Here is a 17652-nt window from a genome sequence, read left to right on the forward strand (position 1 = left end):
CATATAAAGTCATGAGTAAGTATAAATGTGAATCGTTTCTTTCATTTCGGCTACATTCATCTTACACATTATAGAAGATTACTTAAATAATCATTTTCCCACTATTGAAAGCGGAACCACTATAATGCTTGTACACCCTTACAAACGTGAGGTTTCACAGAAGCAATGATTGTTTTTTTAGGTTTTTAATTCTATTTTTTAAAAAAAATGATCACTCTTTTAAAATTTTTTTTTAAGGATTCTCTTATTGAAAATATATTTTAGCTCTTTTATCCTTCTACTGTAATGGTGATTATATACGTCCTCCTTCTTTCTTGTTAAGATTTATCTGTAAACGTTTTAAAGTTTTATTTCGGCTAACTTGTAGACGTAGTGTAGTATTTGAATATGGAGGTTAGTATTAATATGAGTAAAACGAACTCAGTAGGAAAAAAGGTTAGCATGAAAGATTCTAAAAAATGGAAATATTCATCAAAAGGTGAGAAAGCTTTTGATATTTTCAATCTAACTTTCTTAATTCTATTTTCTCTAATTTGTTTGATCCCGTTCATCAATATCCTTGCAACTTCTTTTGCAACACCTGGAGAAATCACAACCAGGACTTTTATTCTAATACCAAGAACTTTTACAACTGATGCCTATCGTTATATCTTATCAACTCCAACGATTTTTCGCAGTATTGGTATTTCTCTTTTTGTAACAGGAATTGGTACATTCATAAGTATGGTCTTAACTTCATTCATGGCATATGCTCTATCTAGACGTTATTTACATGGACGAGGATTCTTTAACTTCTTAGTCGTTTTCACGATGCTTTTTAGTGGAGGGATGATTCCTACATTCTTAGTTGTTAATAAACTAGGCTTAATTGATTCGGTATGGTCGTTGATTCTACCTGGAGCTATCAGTGCTTATAATATGATTATCATGCGGAATTTTTTCCAAGGAATTCCGGATAGTCTAGAAGAATCTGCAAAAATGGATGGTTGTACAGACTTCGGTGTATTCTTTAGAATTATTTTACCGCTTTCTTTACCATCGATTGCAACTATTTCTCTTTTCTACGCAGTTAACTATTGGAACACGTATCAATCAGCTATTCTATACATCAACGACTCTGCTAAATGGCCCGTACAAGTACTCTTACGTCAAATCGTATTAGTTTCTAGTGGACTGAATGCAGATGCTTCAGTAGTAGATGTAGTCCCTCCAGCACAATCTGTTAAGATGGCAGTTATTGTAATTGCTACTCTTCCGATGCTAATTGCTTATCCTTTTGTACAAAAGTACTTTGTTAAAGGGGCTATGGTTGGATCTGTTAAAGGTTAAAAAAATCCATCTAAATAAAAAGGAGAACCCTTCTGAGGGGTTCTCCTTTTTTTGTTAGACACGAGTATAAATTTCTTTGATAAGAGCAACACTTTTTTCTAAATAAGGTTCTGTAGTTGCTTCTAATGATGTATAGATATGTGGCTTTTCATATTTCGCATACTTCATAATAGGTTCATAATCCATCCAACCATGTCCTACTGGTACGATCTTCACTTTTCCATCTTCTACAATAAAGTCTTTTATGTGTAAAGCAATAATATCTTTATCCAATAAGTGGAACGCTTCTTCAATGACTTCTTTTTGGTTTTCATAATTGGATACCGACATTAAATTAGCACAATCTAAAATGATTTTTAAATTAGGAGAAGAAACTTCATCTATCAATCTCTTTGCTAGAGGCGCTGTATAAACTGGATGATTAATTCCAGATTCTATTGCTACGATTACACCAAAACGTTCTGCTTCAGCTACCATTTCTTTTACAGAAACAACCGCTCTTTGAAAAGCTTCCTCCGTGAAGTTTTCTTCTGTATATCCTTTTCCTACAGAACCTGTTTCAGTAGCAACCATGGATGCACCAAAATCTTTTGCCAAATGAATATGTTTTTTAAAGTCTTCAATGGCTGCTTTCCTTACCTCTAAGTCACTTGCCACGATATTCACATAACTTCCCAATATAGAAATTTTTATACCTTCTTTATTCAATTGAGATGAAAAATAATTCGCAGTTCCAGGTGTCATTTTTTGAATAGTATGGACACTATCCGGAAAAGATTTTTTCATAGCAAAGTGAGCATGATTAAAATCATATTTTTTCATTCTCTCTATTAATTCTTCTATTGGTACTTGTCCTAAATCATGCGCACGAATTCCTAACTGTAATGGTACTGTCATTTTAGTATTTTCCTTTCTATTTTATATATTTTTGTAAGCTTGTAGACTGTTCTTTTAATTCTTGTGCAACTAACTCTGCAATCATTTTTGCTCCTCTCTCATTAAAATGAGTATTATCCGCTACTCCTTCTGGATAATTTACATTTTTTTCTGGTTCGAGATGTAAAAAAAGCAATTGTGAATGCTCTTCTCCTAATTTATTCAGTAAGGAACAAGATTTTGAAAAAATATCAATTCCTTTTATATTCATTTTTTTAGCGAGTTCCAGAGCTGCTTGTGGATATTCCCCTAAATTGGTTTGATCTACCTGGGATTGTTCAAAAGCTCTTCTCGTAACGGAAGAGAAAATAAACGGTTCTACTTCTTTTTCACGTGCTGCTTGAACCATCCATTTCAAATTATCTTGATATTCAGAGAATGGTTGCGTGTAACGAGATGAATCCTCCAATTTCTGATCATTATGACCAAACTGTATAAATAAGTAATCGCCTCTTTGAAATTTTTTTTCTACTTCAGAAAAAAGACCTTCTTCTAAAAATGATTTTGTGCTTCTTCCATTCATTGCATCATTTTGAATAGTAATTTCCGAATTAAAATATTCATGAAGATATTCTCCCCATCCTGCTTCCGGCTTTTTTTCAGGAAGTTTTGTTGCTGCTGTAGAATCTCCTACAATAAAAATTACTGGCTTTCTTTCATTCATATTCAAACTCCTTTCCTATTATTTTTTCTAGCCATTTTTTTAATAATATCGTCCATTGAGCCACTATCGGTACTTCTCTCGCCAACCCTAACCCATGTCTTCCTTCTGGAAAAACATGGAATTCGAAAGGAATATTTTGTTTACTTAATTGCTGAGCAAAAAGCAATGAGTTTTCTACAGAAACACTTTTGTCATTTGCAGTATGCCAAAGAAAAACAGGTGGAGTTTCAAGAGAAACCCATTGATCAGGAGAATATTTTAGTCTATCTTGATCACTTGATAATTCACCTAATACTTTCGTTTGAGAACCTTCATGAGTAAATGGTTTTTCTAAAGTAACAACCGGATAACCTAGTATTAGAAAATCCGGCTTCCTTTTATTTTTTGTACTTGCTAATGCAGCTAAATGACCTCCTGCAGAAAATCCAATCATCCCTATTTGATCTATTTCTAAACCCATTAAATGAAATTGATCCTTTAAAGAGTTCATACAGTCGTTTAATTGATCAAGTAGAAGTTGTAAACAAACTGGTTGCAATTGATAATAAAAGACCGCTGCCTGTATGCCTTGAGTATTTAACCACTTCGCTATCCCTTCTCCTTCATGATTTGCTAAGTGATTATAACCTCCTCCAGGTATTACAAGTACAAGGGGACATTTTTCTTTACTATTAACAGAAACCGGGTACATTTCTATGAAACTTTTGCTCGGTACTCTTTTATTTTTTATCGTTTCTCCATACTTAAAAAAGTCTATCAAATATACCCCCTTTTTATACTCTCCTCTAACATAGCGTTTTTTTCCCATTCGGTACATAATCATTAAACAAGTTCTTTTAAAAAAAGTAGTTTTATATCTCTTTGTAATAATATCTACCTATTCATTTCTTATTAGGTTCTAACTACCCGATTATTTGTAGTTGATAATAATCTCTAATCCTATATAATCAAATAAATAGAAGAAATAACATAGTTTTAGTTTTCATGAAAAGAAAGAAGGATGGTAATTGGAATATATAGCCATTGACTTTGAAACAGCAAATAACCGTGGAGATAGTATCTGTTCCATCGGATTGAGTCGTTTTTCAGAGGGGAAAGAAGTCGACCGTTACTATAGTCTCATTAATCCCTTGCAATCTTTTAGTTCTTCTAATATCCGTGTACATGGTATTTACCCAGAAGATATACACGATGAGAAACGGTTTGATGAACTGTATCCAGAAATCCGTTCATTTATCAGAGATACACCACTCGTTGCACATTTTGCACAATTTGACATGAACTGCCTTCAGAAATCAATCGAAGCTTATCATCTTCCTAAAATGGATAATGAATATTTTTGCACATGCATGATGGCAAAACGCTTGTTAGATTTACGTAGCAATAGCCTAGTCAGTGTATTGGACTATTATCAACTATCTATTGAAAATCATCACAATGCAAGTGATGATGCAGTAGCTTGTGGTGAAATCGCCAGCAAACTATTGCGGCCCTTTGATTATGAAATAAAAGGCTTCCTTGAAGAACATGACTATCAAATGGGGCAATTGTTTTCACATAAATTTGGCCTAAAAAAGGGCAAGAAAAAAACGACCTCTACTAAGAAGTCGACCATTCTTACACCAAACTCTCTTGCTATTGATCCTACTCATCCTTTTTATAAAAAACATGTCAGCTTTACGGGAAGAATGAAAAAAATAAACAGAAATACTGCTGCACAAATGGTTGTGAATGCAGGTGGACATTTTGATTCACAGCTTTCTTATGAAACAACTTATCTAGTTGTCTCCGAAAGTGACTGGAAAAAGATTGGAACTCCTTCTGAAAGTCGTAAAATTATGCAAGTCAGAGAATTACAAGGTAGTGGACGCCCCCTTACGATGTTATCAGAATTAGATTTCTTAAGTCTATTCATTTAAAAAAGAGTAAAACTCTTATAGAGAGTTTTACTCTTTTTATCTATTTATACTTAAATTTTCAAGCTTCCTGCTCATTGTTTAGCTAAAGAAAACAAAATAGACGATTACTAATGCTCCAAGGATAATTCGATACCAACCAAACGGTTTGAAATCATTTTTTTGAATATATCCAATTAAGAATTTAATAGCTAAAACGGAAACTAGAAAAGCAACAATCATTCCTACTAAAAGAGTGAGAGCTTCCATACCTGTGAAGTCGAGTCCAAATTTCATTAACTTCAGGGCACTTGCACCAAACATCACTGGAATAGAAAGGAAAAAAGAATATTCTGCTGCAATAAAACGGGACGTTCCCATAATGATGGCACCAATAATTGTAGCACCAGAACGAGAAGTACCAGGAATAAGAGCTAAAACTTGAAAAACTCCAATTAGGAATGCCGTTCGATAAGACAACTCTTGAAACGTTCGAATGGTCCCTTCTTTTCCTTTATTACGATTCTCAATAACAATAAAGAGAATTCCATATACGATTAACATAATTGCTACAACCCAATAATTATAAAAGTGTTCATTTAACCAGTCATCAAGAAGTAACCCTAAAACCGCTGCAGGAAGTACTCCTATGACTACTTTATACCAAATTTCCATGGTTTCTTTTTTCTCTTCTTTTGTCTTCTTAGGAGAAAATGGATTCAGTTTATGAAAGTAAAGAACGACTACTGCCAAAATTGCACCCAATTGAATCACTACAAAAAACATTTCTTTAAAGGCTTCAGTTGCATCCAGTTGGATAAATTCTTCCACTAAAATCATATGTCCGGTACTAGATATTGGCAACCATTCCGTGATTCCTTCTACAATTCCTAAAATAATTACTTTTAGTATTTCTATCATTTTTTACTTTCCTCCTTATATCAATAATATTATTGTACTAGACCCTCTATTATTAAGAAACAATTTATTGGCTTTTTAGTATCTTTTTAATGATTCCAATAAAAACCCTTGAGTAGTCTATACCGAATGCTTTATCCAGTATAGATTACTCAAGGAAATATATCCTTTATTTTATATCGATAAAGATGTAAAGATCTGCATTTATTTGATCTGAATACTCATCCAGGCTCATGGCTATTATGGTTATTTTTACTACGTCATTTTCCTCTACCCAAGTCATATCCTTTTGTGCAACTTCTGACTTCCCTGAAGATTTTTCAAAAGCTTGTTCAAATAGTGGTTGTAAATCAACTACGATAAGCTCTTTTTTCTCAGTGTCTAGTAATCGAAGCGTGTAGTATGGTTCAGATAACTCAGTAGTTAACGTATACGTTTTTTCATTAGAATCTGATTGAATAAAAATGGGCTCTTTAAACTCATTATCTGATTTATAAATATACTTGCGAACCATATAATCTGTTCCGGTTAAGGGAATTACGTTTCCACTTTCCCACTCTAAATATACCGATTGGCCAAATTCCCCATTATCTTGTTCTGTTGAATACGTATACGGGAAACCAAATGTCGTTTCCATCTCTTGTCCATAGGGTTCAAAGGTATCTGGTAGATACGGAACACGATCCAACTCATCCATATCGTATAAAGAAGTAAGACTTTGAGAAATCAAAACTTTATCTGCTATCGGAAGATCTTTTTTTACGATCACTTGATTATTTTGTAACATCTCATTGTTTTGTAGAGTTTTGTTCAAAATACCCAACTGGCTATTGCGAGCTACTGTAAAAGCATCAATAGGTGGCATAATCGAGATTCCTGCTAACACCAACAAAGCAATTGCAATAAACCCGTTTTTTGATGGTGACAAGAAACTAAAGACCACTCCTGCCACTGTAGCAAACACTCCAAATAAAATCACATAATATCTCCCATACGTTATTCCCATTTCTTGAATCTTCAACACGCTAGAGACTGTTTGGAAAAGAACGATTGGAAGCATGATTTTAGGAAACACTTTCCGGAAAAATAGGGTCATCTTATTTTCTATATTACAAGAAAGCAAGTAGACGATTATTACAATTAATGCGTACGAAACAAGCATTGGTTCTAACAGGTTATCCGTCCAAAACTCTCCTCCAATATTCATAACCACGTAGACTAACAAAATAATTGTATAGATAGCTGTTAGCGGAATAACAATGTAACTCAATAACACTTCAAAGAAACGCGGTATATCAAAAGGATTTGCTACTGTTTTTATCTCTTCATTTGAGAAAGGCTTTCTTTTCCTATCAAAACTTCTAGGTAATAGAGTTAAAAAATACATGGTTGCAAACAATGTCCAAACGATATTTAAAATCTGCCATAAGAAGTTCCAGTCTACTGCAAAAAGCAAACGATCCACTGCTGCAATAATTGCGGACACTCCAATAGTGAGAACTCCCGCAAACAATACGGTAATAGCTCCGGCTTTTACTGTAGCTAAGAAGCTTTGATGAAAGAATACTTTTTGGTTCCGGATGGTAGGAATCCAAATAAAGGCAATCAGTAAAGAAAATAAAATTACAAAGGTGCGGATGGAATAAGCAATTTTTTCAAAATCCCCACTGGGTAATAGAAAACTGTATCCCAATGCTAAGAGAACAGAGCTTGCTAACAAAATCCAACGATGACTTTCTTTAATAAAAAAACGTTCATAGAGATGTTGTGCAACTACAGCTAGTAGAGCACCAACGAAACAAGTATACACAAAGCGTCCATAAGACTCGATATTATTTTCAATTTGAATAGCATTTATTACCGCCAAAACAATAAGCCAAATTGCTGTAATCGGAAAACGTCTGAAAGACTGACTGAACCCTACAAAGTTTACTTTTAGTTGATTCCAAAGTTTCATTTTGTCTCCTCCTTTTTTCCCTTCTTACTAATACAAGTATATACTGAATAGGAAGAGATTGCCTGTTTTACTATTTATAAAGAAGATATTTTGTGAATAAAAAATATCTTCTTTATTTTCCGCTTACTATATATAAGTTAAATAATTAAATCGATAAAAAAACAAATGTTTTGTTTTTCATATGTATGGTTCTTTTGTTTTATTTTTAATTTTTATTCCACTATTTTAGTTAAATATCATTTTATTCGTGACACTTATGGGGAACGATGTTATAATTACCTGCAAGTAGATATCTTTTTGTTAATATTTTTTGTCTATTTTTTTATTAATTTTCAAAAACTAATTTTATTCTACAATTTACAGAATAATGTTTGTTTTATATGAAGAAACCTTTATTATTATTGGTATTTATGATGAAATATATATAAACAAACAAAGTTTGTAACTTTATTTGTTTATACCAAAATATGCATCTTCCTATAATTTATAAGAATCATTGATTAAAAAGTTCTCTATAGAACAGTTTTCTTTTATAAGTAATCAACAATGTGTTGATTTTAAATTAAAATAAAAGCAATTTTTTTAAAACTATTTTTAATTTTTTACAGCAAATTACTGGACATTTTATTTATTTGTTATATTATAGTGATAGCTTGAGAATGTTGCTTTTTGCAATCAGTAATGTATCTTCTCTATCTAACTCGTATTAAAATATATTTTATATAAAAAGGAGGTTCCCATATGTATACTATGTCCAACATAAAAAACTTGTCATTGAAAATTGTTGCAGCAGAACGAAATGTTATTACTTCTCATCAACCTACGTCTTTTCAGAAATATCCCTATGTGAAATTAATGTACATCAATAATGGGGAAGCAACTCTCGCGTTGAAAGAGTCATCCGAAAAAGTTTCTAAAAACCAAATCTTACTTTTAAACCCAAACGTCGAATATAACTGGGAATTAAAGCCTGATAAACAATTAGAAATTATCGAAGTAGGAATTCATGGCCTTGAATTTTCTCCAATGGGAGAAACAGAAAATGAATTCACCTTCCATAAGCAAGACGATCCAGATAAAGATACCTCTTTATTTTTGGAATTGTTACTAAACGAAGCAGCTACAAAAAAAGCAGGAGCAGATGAAATTATCAAACGCTATATTGAAATCATTTTAATTCAATTACTGCGTAATGAAGAATTCTCTATTCGTAATTCCTTGAATAAAAAGAACCACAAAGAAATTCAAACTGTGAAAAACTTTATGAAAGTAAATTATCATAAAAATATCACTTTGGATGATTTAGTAGAATTGGTACACATTAATAAATTTTACTTGATTCGTATCTTTAAGCAAGAAGTAGGTATGTCTCCAATTGATTACTTAATTCATGTTCGAATCGATGAAGCTCAAAAAATGTTGCGCAATACGAATATAGCTATTGCAGATATCGCTCATTTAGTAGGCTTCCAGTCTCCTTCTCATTTTTCTAAAACATTCAGAGAGTTATCAAATTTAACTCCATCTCAGTATCGTCGTCAAGGCAATATGCCTCCAACACCACCTAAAGATTAATAACGAAGAGAGCCAAGACAAAAAGTCTTGGCTCTCTTTTTTATTTTTTCCTTCTGGCATCCTGTAAATAAGACTGCAGTACCACTGCATTATTATGTACTTCATCTTTAGCAGAATAAATCAGAGTGACTGTATCTTTTTCTAAAATTTTTAGAAGTTCTTCTACTACTTCGTGAACTTCTTTCTTCTTCAACTCTTTTTGGTACCTCTTCTTGAACTCCGAAAAATCTTTTTCTTGATGAAACCATTTTCGGAGCTCCTCTGAAGGAGCAATTTCTTTCAGCCATTGATCAATATGAGCATTTTCCTTTTTTATCCCTCTTGGCAGAGTCGATCAATTAGAATTCTAACTCCATCCGTTTTTTCGTAGGAATCATATGCTCTTTTCATTTTTAAAGCATGCATGGTAGATCATCCTTTCTGTAGCATGTACTCTTATGCCTAGGATTTACTAGTTTCATACCAATTTAAAAACTTAGGAAGAACTTGATTCCAAAATAACCAATCATGTTCTCCTGGTCCTTCAAAATAATAGTGGGATAGATTCTCTTTTTCTAGATATGTATGAAGATAGTTGTTTTCTCTATATAGATAATCTTCTGTTCCAACTGAAAGAAAAAGCTCTGGAGGTTTCTTTCTATTTTCTGTATCTTCGAGCAAATGTAGAAGGTCCAATCGAGGAGGTAAATCTTTCCATTCCCCACTCTCTACCAGCATTTGGAGGATCGGGATCGGAATCTTTACAACTCCTTCATTGACATCTGGTGAAGCCGAAAGAACAACTCCAGAAAAGCTCCCAACAAACCCAAAAGTATCTGCATGAAGAATTCCATTAAGCAAGGCACCATACCCACCCATAGAAAATCCTGCAAGCAACGTATCTTCTCTTTTGTGTGATAAAGGGAAGAGAGCTCGTGTTTTTTCTACTAATTCTTTTCCAATAAAAGTACTATATCGAGGTCCTATAGGGGGATCAAAATAAAAGCTGTTTTCTCCAGCAGGCATGATTACTGCGATTTCATACCGTTCTGCAAATTCACGGATTAGAGAATACTCTAGCCAATCATTTTGATCACCTGTATACCCGTGTAAAAGATATAGTGTAGGATAAAGTTCAAGTGAAGGTATCGTTTTTCCTTCTCCCCTTCTTTTTGTCTCTGGAATAATTGCTCGATACGTGACCTGTTTATTGAGTGCTCCTGATTGATAACTAACTGTTAAAATAGCCACTATCATTCCTCCATTTATTAAATTTATTTTTATAGCTTTATTTTACCATAATTAGGAAGGAGTCCAGAATTACAAATACAAAACGAAATACGCTATAATAGAATAGAGTTAATAAAGAGAGGATGGAACGAATGATTCGCGAAGCACAAAAAAAAGATTCTTCTATATTATATGATTTACTAAAAGAAATTTTAGAAGATATGGAATTAGCTATCTTCAAAGAACTCCCTTCAGAAGATTTAAAAGAGCTGGTTGTGGCAAGTATGGAGGAAGAAGAGTATCGTTATAGTTATCGTAATGCCCTCGTTTATGAAGAAGAAGGTAAAATAGCAGGCTGCTTATTCGGTTATAAAGGAGAGCTTGAACAACAATTAGACAAACCGTTACAAAAGAAGCTGGTTCAGTATGGACTTGATCCAACGGTCTCTTTCTTTCCTGATCGAGAAACTTTTGCAGGAGAATGGTATTTGGACTCTATTATCACTCATAAAGATTATCGTGGAAAAGGAATTGCTAAAAAATTAATTTCTGCTCTTCCTGATATTGTAAAAGAGAAAAAGAAACGATTATTGGTCTAAATTGTGATCAAAACAACCCAATTGCTCGTTCGGTTTATGAAGCAGCTGGTTTTCAGAAAACCTCTGAAATGATTTTGAGTGGCCACAACTACGACCATATGCAAAAAACAGTATAATCAAAATAAAGAAAGAGCTGGAACCTTTTGTCCCAACTCTTTCTTTTATCTACATTTTTTCAACAAGCTTCCTAACTACTTCTTCTGCATGTCGCAACAACATACCTGCTGAATTATTTCCATATTGTAATCCTTCAATAATTTGTCCATGAACAAATAAATTTTCTATTACACCATAGCGTTGACTGACCGCACAAGAATCTGGCCAAGTAACTTGAACGCCATCGAAGGGTTCTGGTTGAAGAATCCGCTTGTTTAGTGTGTTATTTAGTAATGCACTATTGTATTTAGAAATTTTAATTTGTTTGTTTTGTCCCGTTGAATTAATGAGATAGTCCACTTTCAATTTTCTACCTCCTGAAAAACCAATTTCAAATTCCGTTGGAAATTCAGTTACAGACTCCATATCTTTGAATACAGAAACTTGACCACTATCCCACCAAGTAAGGAGATTATTTACTGTTTCTTGAGGAATGGACGTTCGAATCAACTCAAAAAGACCTTTATATTCTTGTCTGTATCTTTTTTTATCTATTTCATTTAATGCTAACCAATAATTTGGAAGATAATAATCCATATGATGAATAATAGCTTGAAGAACCCCAAATTTTTCATTATCAATCAATTGTCTTTCTAATTGTTCTTTTGTTCCTTGACCAAATTTAGCTATTGTTTCACTTAAGTTGATGCCAAGTGATTCACATTCTTTTTCAAACCACTCTATCATTCTATCTAAAGAAACAAAGCCATTTTGTCTCTGTTTTTCAAGTTCAAGATTTTCTAGAGTCACATACTGTAAGGATAATGCAGGCTCATGCACTCGAACAGTAGTAAAGCGACCGGTATCTGAAACAAAATAAATTTTCATGTCTTCTTTCAACATTTTTAGGCAGCGCATCATATCTAACCCTGTTAATCCAGTACCAATAATTCCAACTCGTGATCCTTGTGGAATTATTTGTAACTTCTCTTCGGCAGGATATGGGTTGTGAATATAACGGGGGTTACCATATAAATCATAAGGGTCCTGATAGGCCATATGACCTACACAAAGGTGTACCAGATCAAATTCTTCTACTGAAGAAGGCGAATGTACAAGGATTTTTCCATTTTCTAATAAGTCGAGATCCGTAACCTTTTCCAAGATAACGGTAGCATTCAGGTCTTGAATGGCTTGGTCCATCACTTCACGTAAATACTCGCCATACCATGGTCTTGGGAAGTGTATTTTAGCAGCATCCGTATAACCTTTTTTTCTTCTATCCATTCTGCAAAACCTAATTTTTTATCTTGGTCCATACTCATTGTATCAGCGGGCTGGTTTAGCAATAATACATCTGTATCTGGCTGATACGGAAGTCCAGTTCCTATGGTTTCGGGTGAATCATATATAACAATTTCTTGATCTTTAAAAATGGGATATTTGCTCATTTCTTTTAAAACACTTACTCCAGCAACTCCCATGCCAACAATGGCAATTTTCATATAGTAGCCTCCATTTATCATTTGAAATTTCTATTTTTTCAAAAATTAATTCAATATTACTTTAATTCTTATCAGATTAAATCCATTCTGGTTGCAACAACCTTTTTCAACGTGTAAAATTGAAACTATTGACTCATTCAAAATCATTTAAAGGGAAAGGAGAGATTGAAATGGAAAAACGTTATGAAGAACTCAAAAAAGCTGAAAAAGGAGCGATCCGTAGTATTGTTGCTTATGTTTTCCTATCGCTTTTAAAAATTATTGTAGGAAATCTTTTTCATTCCGTTTCTTTACTTGCAGATGGATTCAACAACTTAACAGATGTCATTTCTTCGATTGCTATTTTGATTGGTTTACGAACAGCCAGAAGACCTGCGGACGATAACCATCCGTATGGGCATTGGAAAGCTGAAACGATCGGTAGCTTAGTCACTTCTTTTATTATGCTTTTAGTTGGATTTCAATTAGCTTATTCCAGTATTAATCATCTCTTCAGCCGAGAGCAGCTTCCTATACCTGATGGCAGAACAGCTCTTGTCGGCCTATTTTCTACAATTGTAATGTTTAGTGTTTATCTAGCCAATATCCGTTTAGCTAAAGAAGTTCGAAGTAGCGGATTAAGAGCCGCTGCTAAAGATAATCTAGCAGATGCTTTGGTCAGTTTAGGAACTTCCATAGCAATTGTTGGTACCATCTTCAAATTATATTGGTTAGACAGTGCAATGGCAATTATTGTTGCTTTAATTATCTTAAAAAATGGTTTTGAAATTTTTAGAGATAGTAGTTTCAAATTATCAGATGGATTTGAAACGGAAGAGCTAGAACTATACCGTCAAAATATTTTAACGATTCCCGACGTGATGGACGTAGGTGAATTGAAAGCTCGTAGTTATGGAACGAATATATATGTCGATGTAACCATCAAAGTTGCTGGCAGCCTTTCTGTTGAAGAAGGACATCGCATTACTGAAGAAGTAGAAGAGCTTCTTTCTGCCCGTTATGGTATTCAAGATATTGATGTACATGTAGAACCAATAGAAAAAATCCAAGCAGATCACTGAGGAATCAGAACCTTTGATAATCAGTGATCTGCTTTTTTTTATGTATGTAAATCTATCAAATACTCTTCCCATATTTCTTGCAGTAATTCGCCACTACTTTCCTGAAAGATTAAATCAAAGGATTGCAAGCTAGGTACACTGGTTCGATTGATTAAGACAGAATGTTCTCCACTAAATGCATCCAAAAGGCCCGCTGCTGGATAAACATTCAATCCTGTTCCAATTACGATCAACAAATCAGCCTCTGCTATGGCCTCCCACGCTTTTTGAAAGACTTCTTCATCCAAAGGCTCGCCATATAAGACAATATCGGGACGAATCAGTTCTCCCTTTTGATTACGTGCAATTCCTTTTTCATCCCATACCCTTTCTTCTGTTGCAACGGGTTCATTAAAATGATGGACTTTCCATTTACTAGCATTTCCGTGAACGGGCCAAACATGACTAACACCTGTGGCCTGATGAAGATGATCAATGTTTTGAGTGATGATATCTACTTTTTTACCACTCTCTTCTAATTTTTTAAAAAAGATATGCCCAAAGTTCGGTTGTGCATCTGGAAACTCCAATGTTTTTCGATAATTTTTGAAAAAGAGTTCCGGATAACGTTCTAAGAAATCTACATGAAGAGCTTCTTCACCAGAATATTGCATTTTACTTAATTGATCATAAATTCCTCCTGAAGATCGAAAGTCAGGAATTCCACTTTCTGTACTAATACCTGCCCCAGTAAAAGCTACAATGTGTTTTGCTTCTTTAATCATAGTAGCTAGTTGTACTTTCGTATCCATTTTCTATCTCTCCTCAAATATTTATTATTTTTTCTCTTTTTCCCACTGCATCAACCATTCTTTTTCACCAGTAGGTTCATCTATCATTCTTTCTTTGAATTTAAATCCATTTTGTTTATAAAATTGACAGGCACGTTCATTTTTTTCGTACACTTTTAATTGAATTATTTTTCTATCACATTTCACATACTCGATTAATTTTTTCCCATAGCCTCGTCCTTGAGAGTCGGGAAACACGAACAAAGCGGATAAGTAATTTCCCATCATCGAAACAAACCCTTTCACCTTGTCATCTGCTAAAATAATCAAATTTTCAGATAAAGGAAGATATAATCCCCGAATCGATTCTTTATTTTCCAGCCAATAGTCTGCACTAATAAATGAATGTGATTCAAGGGAGACATCTAACCAAAGATTGGTTAACTCATCAAGCTCTTCTTCTTTTGCTTCTCTAATCTCCACAAATCCACCTCTTATACTCTTTGAGTCTTTCTTCACATATCTAGTATACCGTATAAGTTACATTTTTTTAAGCTTTGAATATTGAAGAAGTACACTCTTTCAATAGTTATGAACAAAATAAAAAGCAACCCTTGAATGTGGCTACCCTTTATTTTTAATCATTTATCATTTTTTATTTAATTAAGCCTGCATTTTCCAAATATGCTTTAGCTACATCTGCAGGATTTAACCCTTCTACGTTTACTTGATAGTTCATCTCTCTCATTTCACTATCCATTATTTTTCCTGAAAGCTTATTCAGTGCTTCGACAACGTCAGGATTCTCTTCAGCTGTTTCTTTTCTCATCAATGGTGCCCCTTGATAAGGCGGAAATAACTTCTGGTCGTCTTCTAGAACCGTTAATCCGTATTCACGCAATTCACTATCCGTTGAATAAGCATCCATCAAATTAATTTCACCACTTTCAATTGCTGTATAGCGTAGTTTGGGTTCCATCGTTACTAAATTGTCAAATTGGATTCCATAAAGAGACTGAATTCCCAAGTATCCATCTTCCCTATCTGCAAATTCACGAGTGAATCCTGCTTTAACATCCCCAACTACACTCTTCAAATCGGTAATCGTTTCTAGACCGTATGTTTCTGCAAAAGATTTCTCTACAGATAAAGTATAGGTATTGTTAAATTCCATTGGTTCTAAGAAAATCAAGTCAAATTGTTCCTCCAAGCCTTCTTTCGCTTGTTGATACACTTCTTCCTCTTCATTACTAACCGCAGTTTCTTTTAAAAATTCAGATATAGCTGTACCAGTAAACTCTGGATAAATATCAATACTATCCGTTCTTAAAGCATTGAAAACAAAACTTGTTTTCCCTAAACCTGCTTCTAACTCTACATTCCAATCTGTCTCTTCTTCAATCAAAATTTTATACATATTTATCAAAATTTCAGGTTCTGCACCTAATTTTGCACCAATCACTAGTGTTTGATTTTGTGAAGTTAAAACAGGAGCTATGACTAAACCTAAAGCAACTACACCTAGACCTATAATTGAGAACATTGCCTTTTTGTAAGAAAGATTTTGAAATTTTTTAAGTAGGTAATCAAATAACAGAGCAAGCAATGCTGCTGGAATGGCTCCTAGTAAAATTAAATTTGTGTTATTGCGGTCAATCCCTAATAAAATCAAATCTCCCAAGCCACCTCCACCAATGAGCGCGGCTAGCGTTGTTGTCCCTACTATTAAAACCATAGCGGTACGAATACCTGCCATAATAATTGGTAACGCTAGTGGGATTTCTACTTTAGTTAATCTTTTACGCGGATTCATCCCCATTGCATGAGCTGCTTCAATTAAAGAGGGATCAATTTCTACAATTCCTGTATAGGTATTCCGTAAAATCGGTAAAAGTGCATAGGCAACTAACGCTACAATTGCAGGGAATTTACCAATACCAAGAAGAGGAATTAAAATTCCCAATAATGCGAGTGATGGAATGGTTTGGATGACAGAAGCAATTCCAATAATAATTTCTGCTGCCTTTTTATGTCTAGTTAGATAGACTGCTAAAGGAACGGAAATTAAGACCGCAAACAACAATGCGATAAAAGAAATTTGAATATGTTCACCTATTGAACTCCACAGCTCACCACTTCGATTATTAAATACATTTATGAATTCACTCATGTTGATTCCCCCTCTCTTCCGTATTTTCAGCTAAATAAAGAAGAAGTTTTGACCGATCAATCATTCCTATAATCTTATCTTCTTTTTCAATTAAAAGAGCATCATTTTCAAAAAGAATGTGTACTACTTCTTCCAGTGATGCCGTATAAGGTAATCGAATATCATCCATCTTTATTTCTTTATTCATAGGCTGCATAATCGTCTCTAATTTGAAAGGTTTTGTCTCTTTTTGACGATCCCCTCCCAGAAAAGTAAATACAAATTCATTGACCGGATGTTTTAGTAATTCTTCTGGTGTACCTACTTGTACGACTTTCCCGTCTTTCATAATACAAATTCGATCAGCTAACTTAAACGCTTCTTCTCGGTCATGTGTTACAAAAACAGTTGTCTTTTTTAGTTGTTTTTTTAATTCTAATAAATCATCTTGAAGTTTTTCTCGACTAATTGGATCCAGCGCGCTAAACGGCTCGTCCATCAAAATGATTTTAGGATCTGCAGCTAAGGCACGAATAACTCCAACTCTTTGTTGCTCGCCTCCTGAAAGTTCATGGGGCTTACGTGATGCATATTTTTCTGGTTCTAGACCAACCATTGTCATTAATTCATTCGCACGGCTTTTCATTTTTTTGGCAGGCCATTTCATCAACTCAGGTACAATTTCAATATTTTCTTCAATAGTCATATGAGGAAACAAAGCAATTTGTTGAAGAACATAACCAATATCCCATCTTAATTCGTATAAATTATACTCACTAATCTTCTTTCCGTGCATACGCACCGTTCCATCTGACAAAGCAATCAAGCGATTAATCATTTTCAATAAAGTTGTTTTTCCACTACCACTAGGACCAATAATGACAAAAAACTCACCCTCATTGATCTTTAAATCTACCCCATCTACAGCAATCGTTCCATCTTCATACTTTTTAGTAACATTTTCAAACGTAATCATCTCAGTCTCACTT

General features: G+C 33.9%; 18 protein-coding genes. 5 read left to right on the plus strand and 13 right to left on the minus strand.

Annotated features, from left to right (window positions below; translation table 11 throughout):
- The first annotated feature begins 441 nt into the window (after positions 1-441).
- The gene (locus LZ578_RS00205; protein ID WP_235146470.1) at positions 442-1329 is read left to right on the plus strand and encodes a carbohydrate ABC transporter permease; all 888 of its coding nucleotides are present in this window, start codon (positions 442-444) and stop codon (positions 1327-1329) included.
- Positions 1330-1383: 54 nt separating this feature from the next.
- Here the strand turns inward: LZ578_RS00205 and LZ578_RS00210 are convergent, their stop codons facing one another.
- From LZ578_RS00210 to LZ578_RS00220, 3 genes are read right to left on the minus strand one after another with little or no spacing between them, the layout of a single operon-like run.
- On the minus strand, positions 1384-2226 hold the full coding sequence (locus tag LZ578_RS00210; RefSeq protein WP_235145412.1) for a sugar phosphate isomerase/epimerase: 843 nt from the start codon (positions 2224-2226) through the stop codon (positions 1384-1386).
- A 16-nt stretch (positions 2227-2242) separates the two neighbouring features.
- Positions 2243-2929: a rhamnogalacturonan acetylesterase gene (locus LZ578_RS00215; protein ID WP_235145413.1), complete on the minus strand. Its 687-nt coding sequence runs from the start codon at positions 2927-2929 to the stop codon at positions 2243-2245.
- Complete coding sequence (locus LZ578_RS00220; protein WP_235145414.1) at positions 2922-3689, minus strand: alpha/beta hydrolase; 768 nt, start codon at positions 3687-3689, stop codon at positions 2922-2924. The genes LZ578_RS00215 and LZ578_RS00220 overlap by 8 nt, the downstream gene beginning before the upstream one ends.
- Positions 3690-3936: 247 nt before the next feature.
- On the opposite strand from LZ578_RS00220, the gene LZ578_RS00225 reads away from it, so the two are divergent.
- Positions 3937-4848, plus strand: coding sequence for an exonuclease domain-containing protein (locus tag LZ578_RS00225; protein ID WP_235145415.1), 912 nt, complete (start codon positions 3937-3939; stop codon positions 4846-4848).
- A gap of 78 nt (positions 4849-4926) precedes the next feature.
- On the opposite strand, the gene LZ578_RS00230 is transcribed toward LZ578_RS00225, so the two are convergent.
- Positions 4927-5745, minus strand: a complete 819-nt coding sequence (locus tag LZ578_RS00230; protein WP_235145416.1) for an undecaprenyl-diphosphate phosphatase — start codon at positions 5743-5745, stop codon at positions 4927-4929.
- Between the two features lie 166 nt (positions 5746-5911).
- A complete protein-coding gene (locus LZ578_RS00235; RefSeq protein WP_235145417.1) occupies positions 5912-7699 on the minus strand; it encodes a DUF4153 domain-containing protein in 1788 nt (595 codons plus the stop codon).
- Positions 7700-8440: 741 nt separating this feature from the next.
- On the opposite strand from LZ578_RS00235, the gene LZ578_RS00240 reads away from it, so the two are divergent.
- Entirely contained in the window at positions 8441-9274 is an 834-nt protein-coding gene (locus LZ578_RS00240) for a helix-turn-helix transcriptional regulator (RefSeq protein ID WP_235145418.1), read from the plus strand.
- A gap of 40 nt (positions 9275-9314) precedes the next feature.
- Here LZ578_RS00240 and LZ578_RS00245 read toward each other — a convergent pair whose 3' ends face one another.
- Together LZ578_RS00245 and LZ578_RS00250 are read right to left on the minus strand one after the other, a co-directional pair.
- Entirely contained in the window at positions 9315-9602 is a 288-nt protein-coding gene (locus LZ578_RS00245) for a DUF488 domain-containing protein (protein ID WP_396326773.1), read from the minus strand.
- 113 nt (positions 9603-9715) lie between these two features.
- Entirely contained in the window at positions 9716-10504 is a 789-nt protein-coding gene (locus tag LZ578_RS00250) for an alpha/beta hydrolase family protein (RefSeq protein WP_235145419.1), read from the minus strand.
- A 131-nt stretch (positions 10505-10635) separates the two neighbouring features.
- Between LZ578_RS00250 and LZ578_RS00255 the strand changes: the two genes are divergently transcribed.
- Positions 10636-11082: a GNAT family N-acetyltransferase gene (locus tag LZ578_RS00255; protein WP_235145420.1), complete on the plus strand. Its 447-nt coding sequence runs from the start codon at positions 10636-10638 to the stop codon at positions 11080-11082.
- 165 nt (positions 11083-11247) lie between these two features.
- Here LZ578_RS00255 and LZ578_RS00260 read toward each other — a convergent pair whose 3' ends face one another.
- Positions 11248-12465 carry an FAD/NAD(P)-binding protein gene (locus LZ578_RS00260; RefSeq protein ID WP_235145421.1) on the minus strand — a complete coding sequence of 406 codons (1218 nt, stop codon included), beginning with the start codon at positions 12463-12465 and terminating at the stop codon, positions 11248-11250.
- A complete protein-coding gene (locus tag LZ578_RS00265) occupies positions 12381-12683 on the minus strand; it encodes an FAD/NAD(P)-binding protein (protein ID WP_235145422.1) in 303 nt (100 codons plus the stop codon). The genes LZ578_RS00260 and LZ578_RS00265 overlap by 85 nt, the downstream gene beginning before the upstream one ends.
- A 170-nt stretch (positions 12684-12853) precedes the next feature.
- On the opposite strand from LZ578_RS00265, the gene LZ578_RS00270 reads away from it, so the two are divergent.
- Entirely contained in the window at positions 12854-13744 is an 891-nt protein-coding gene (locus LZ578_RS00270) for a cation diffusion facilitator family transporter (RefSeq protein WP_235145423.1), read from the plus strand.
- Positions 13745-13782: 38 nt separating this feature from the next.
- On the opposite strand, the gene LZ578_RS00275 is transcribed toward LZ578_RS00270, so the two are convergent.
- From LZ578_RS00275 to LZ578_RS00290, 4 genes are all read right to left on the minus strand, one after another.
- A complete protein-coding gene (locus tag LZ578_RS00275; protein ID WP_235145424.1) occupies positions 13783-14535 on the minus strand; it encodes an NAD-dependent protein deacylase in 753 nt (250 codons plus the stop codon).
- 24 nt (positions 14536-14559) lie between these two features.
- Positions 14560-14997, minus strand: a complete 438-nt coding sequence (locus LZ578_RS00280) for an N-acetyltransferase (RefSeq protein WP_235145425.1) — start codon at positions 14995-14997, stop codon at positions 14560-14562.
- Positions 14998-15169: 172 nt separating this feature from the next.
- Positions 15170-16684, minus strand: a complete 1515-nt coding sequence (locus LZ578_RS00285; RefSeq protein ID WP_235145426.1) for an ABC transporter permease/substrate-binding protein — start codon at positions 16682-16684, stop codon at positions 15170-15172.
- Positions 16677-17639: an ABC transporter ATP-binding protein gene (locus tag LZ578_RS00290; protein ID WP_235145427.1), complete on the minus strand. Its 963-nt coding sequence runs from the start codon at positions 17637-17639 to the stop codon at positions 16677-16679. Before LZ578_RS00290 ends, LZ578_RS00285 begins: the two co-directional genes overlap by 8 nt.
- Positions 17640-17652 lie beyond the last annotated feature (13 nt).

Origin of the sequence: Jeotgalibaca sp. MA1X17-3 (assembly GCF_021513155.1) — a bacterium.
In the GTDB taxonomy this organism is placed as follows: Bacteria; Bacillota; Bacilli; order Lactobacillales; family Aerococcaceae; genus Jeotgalibaca.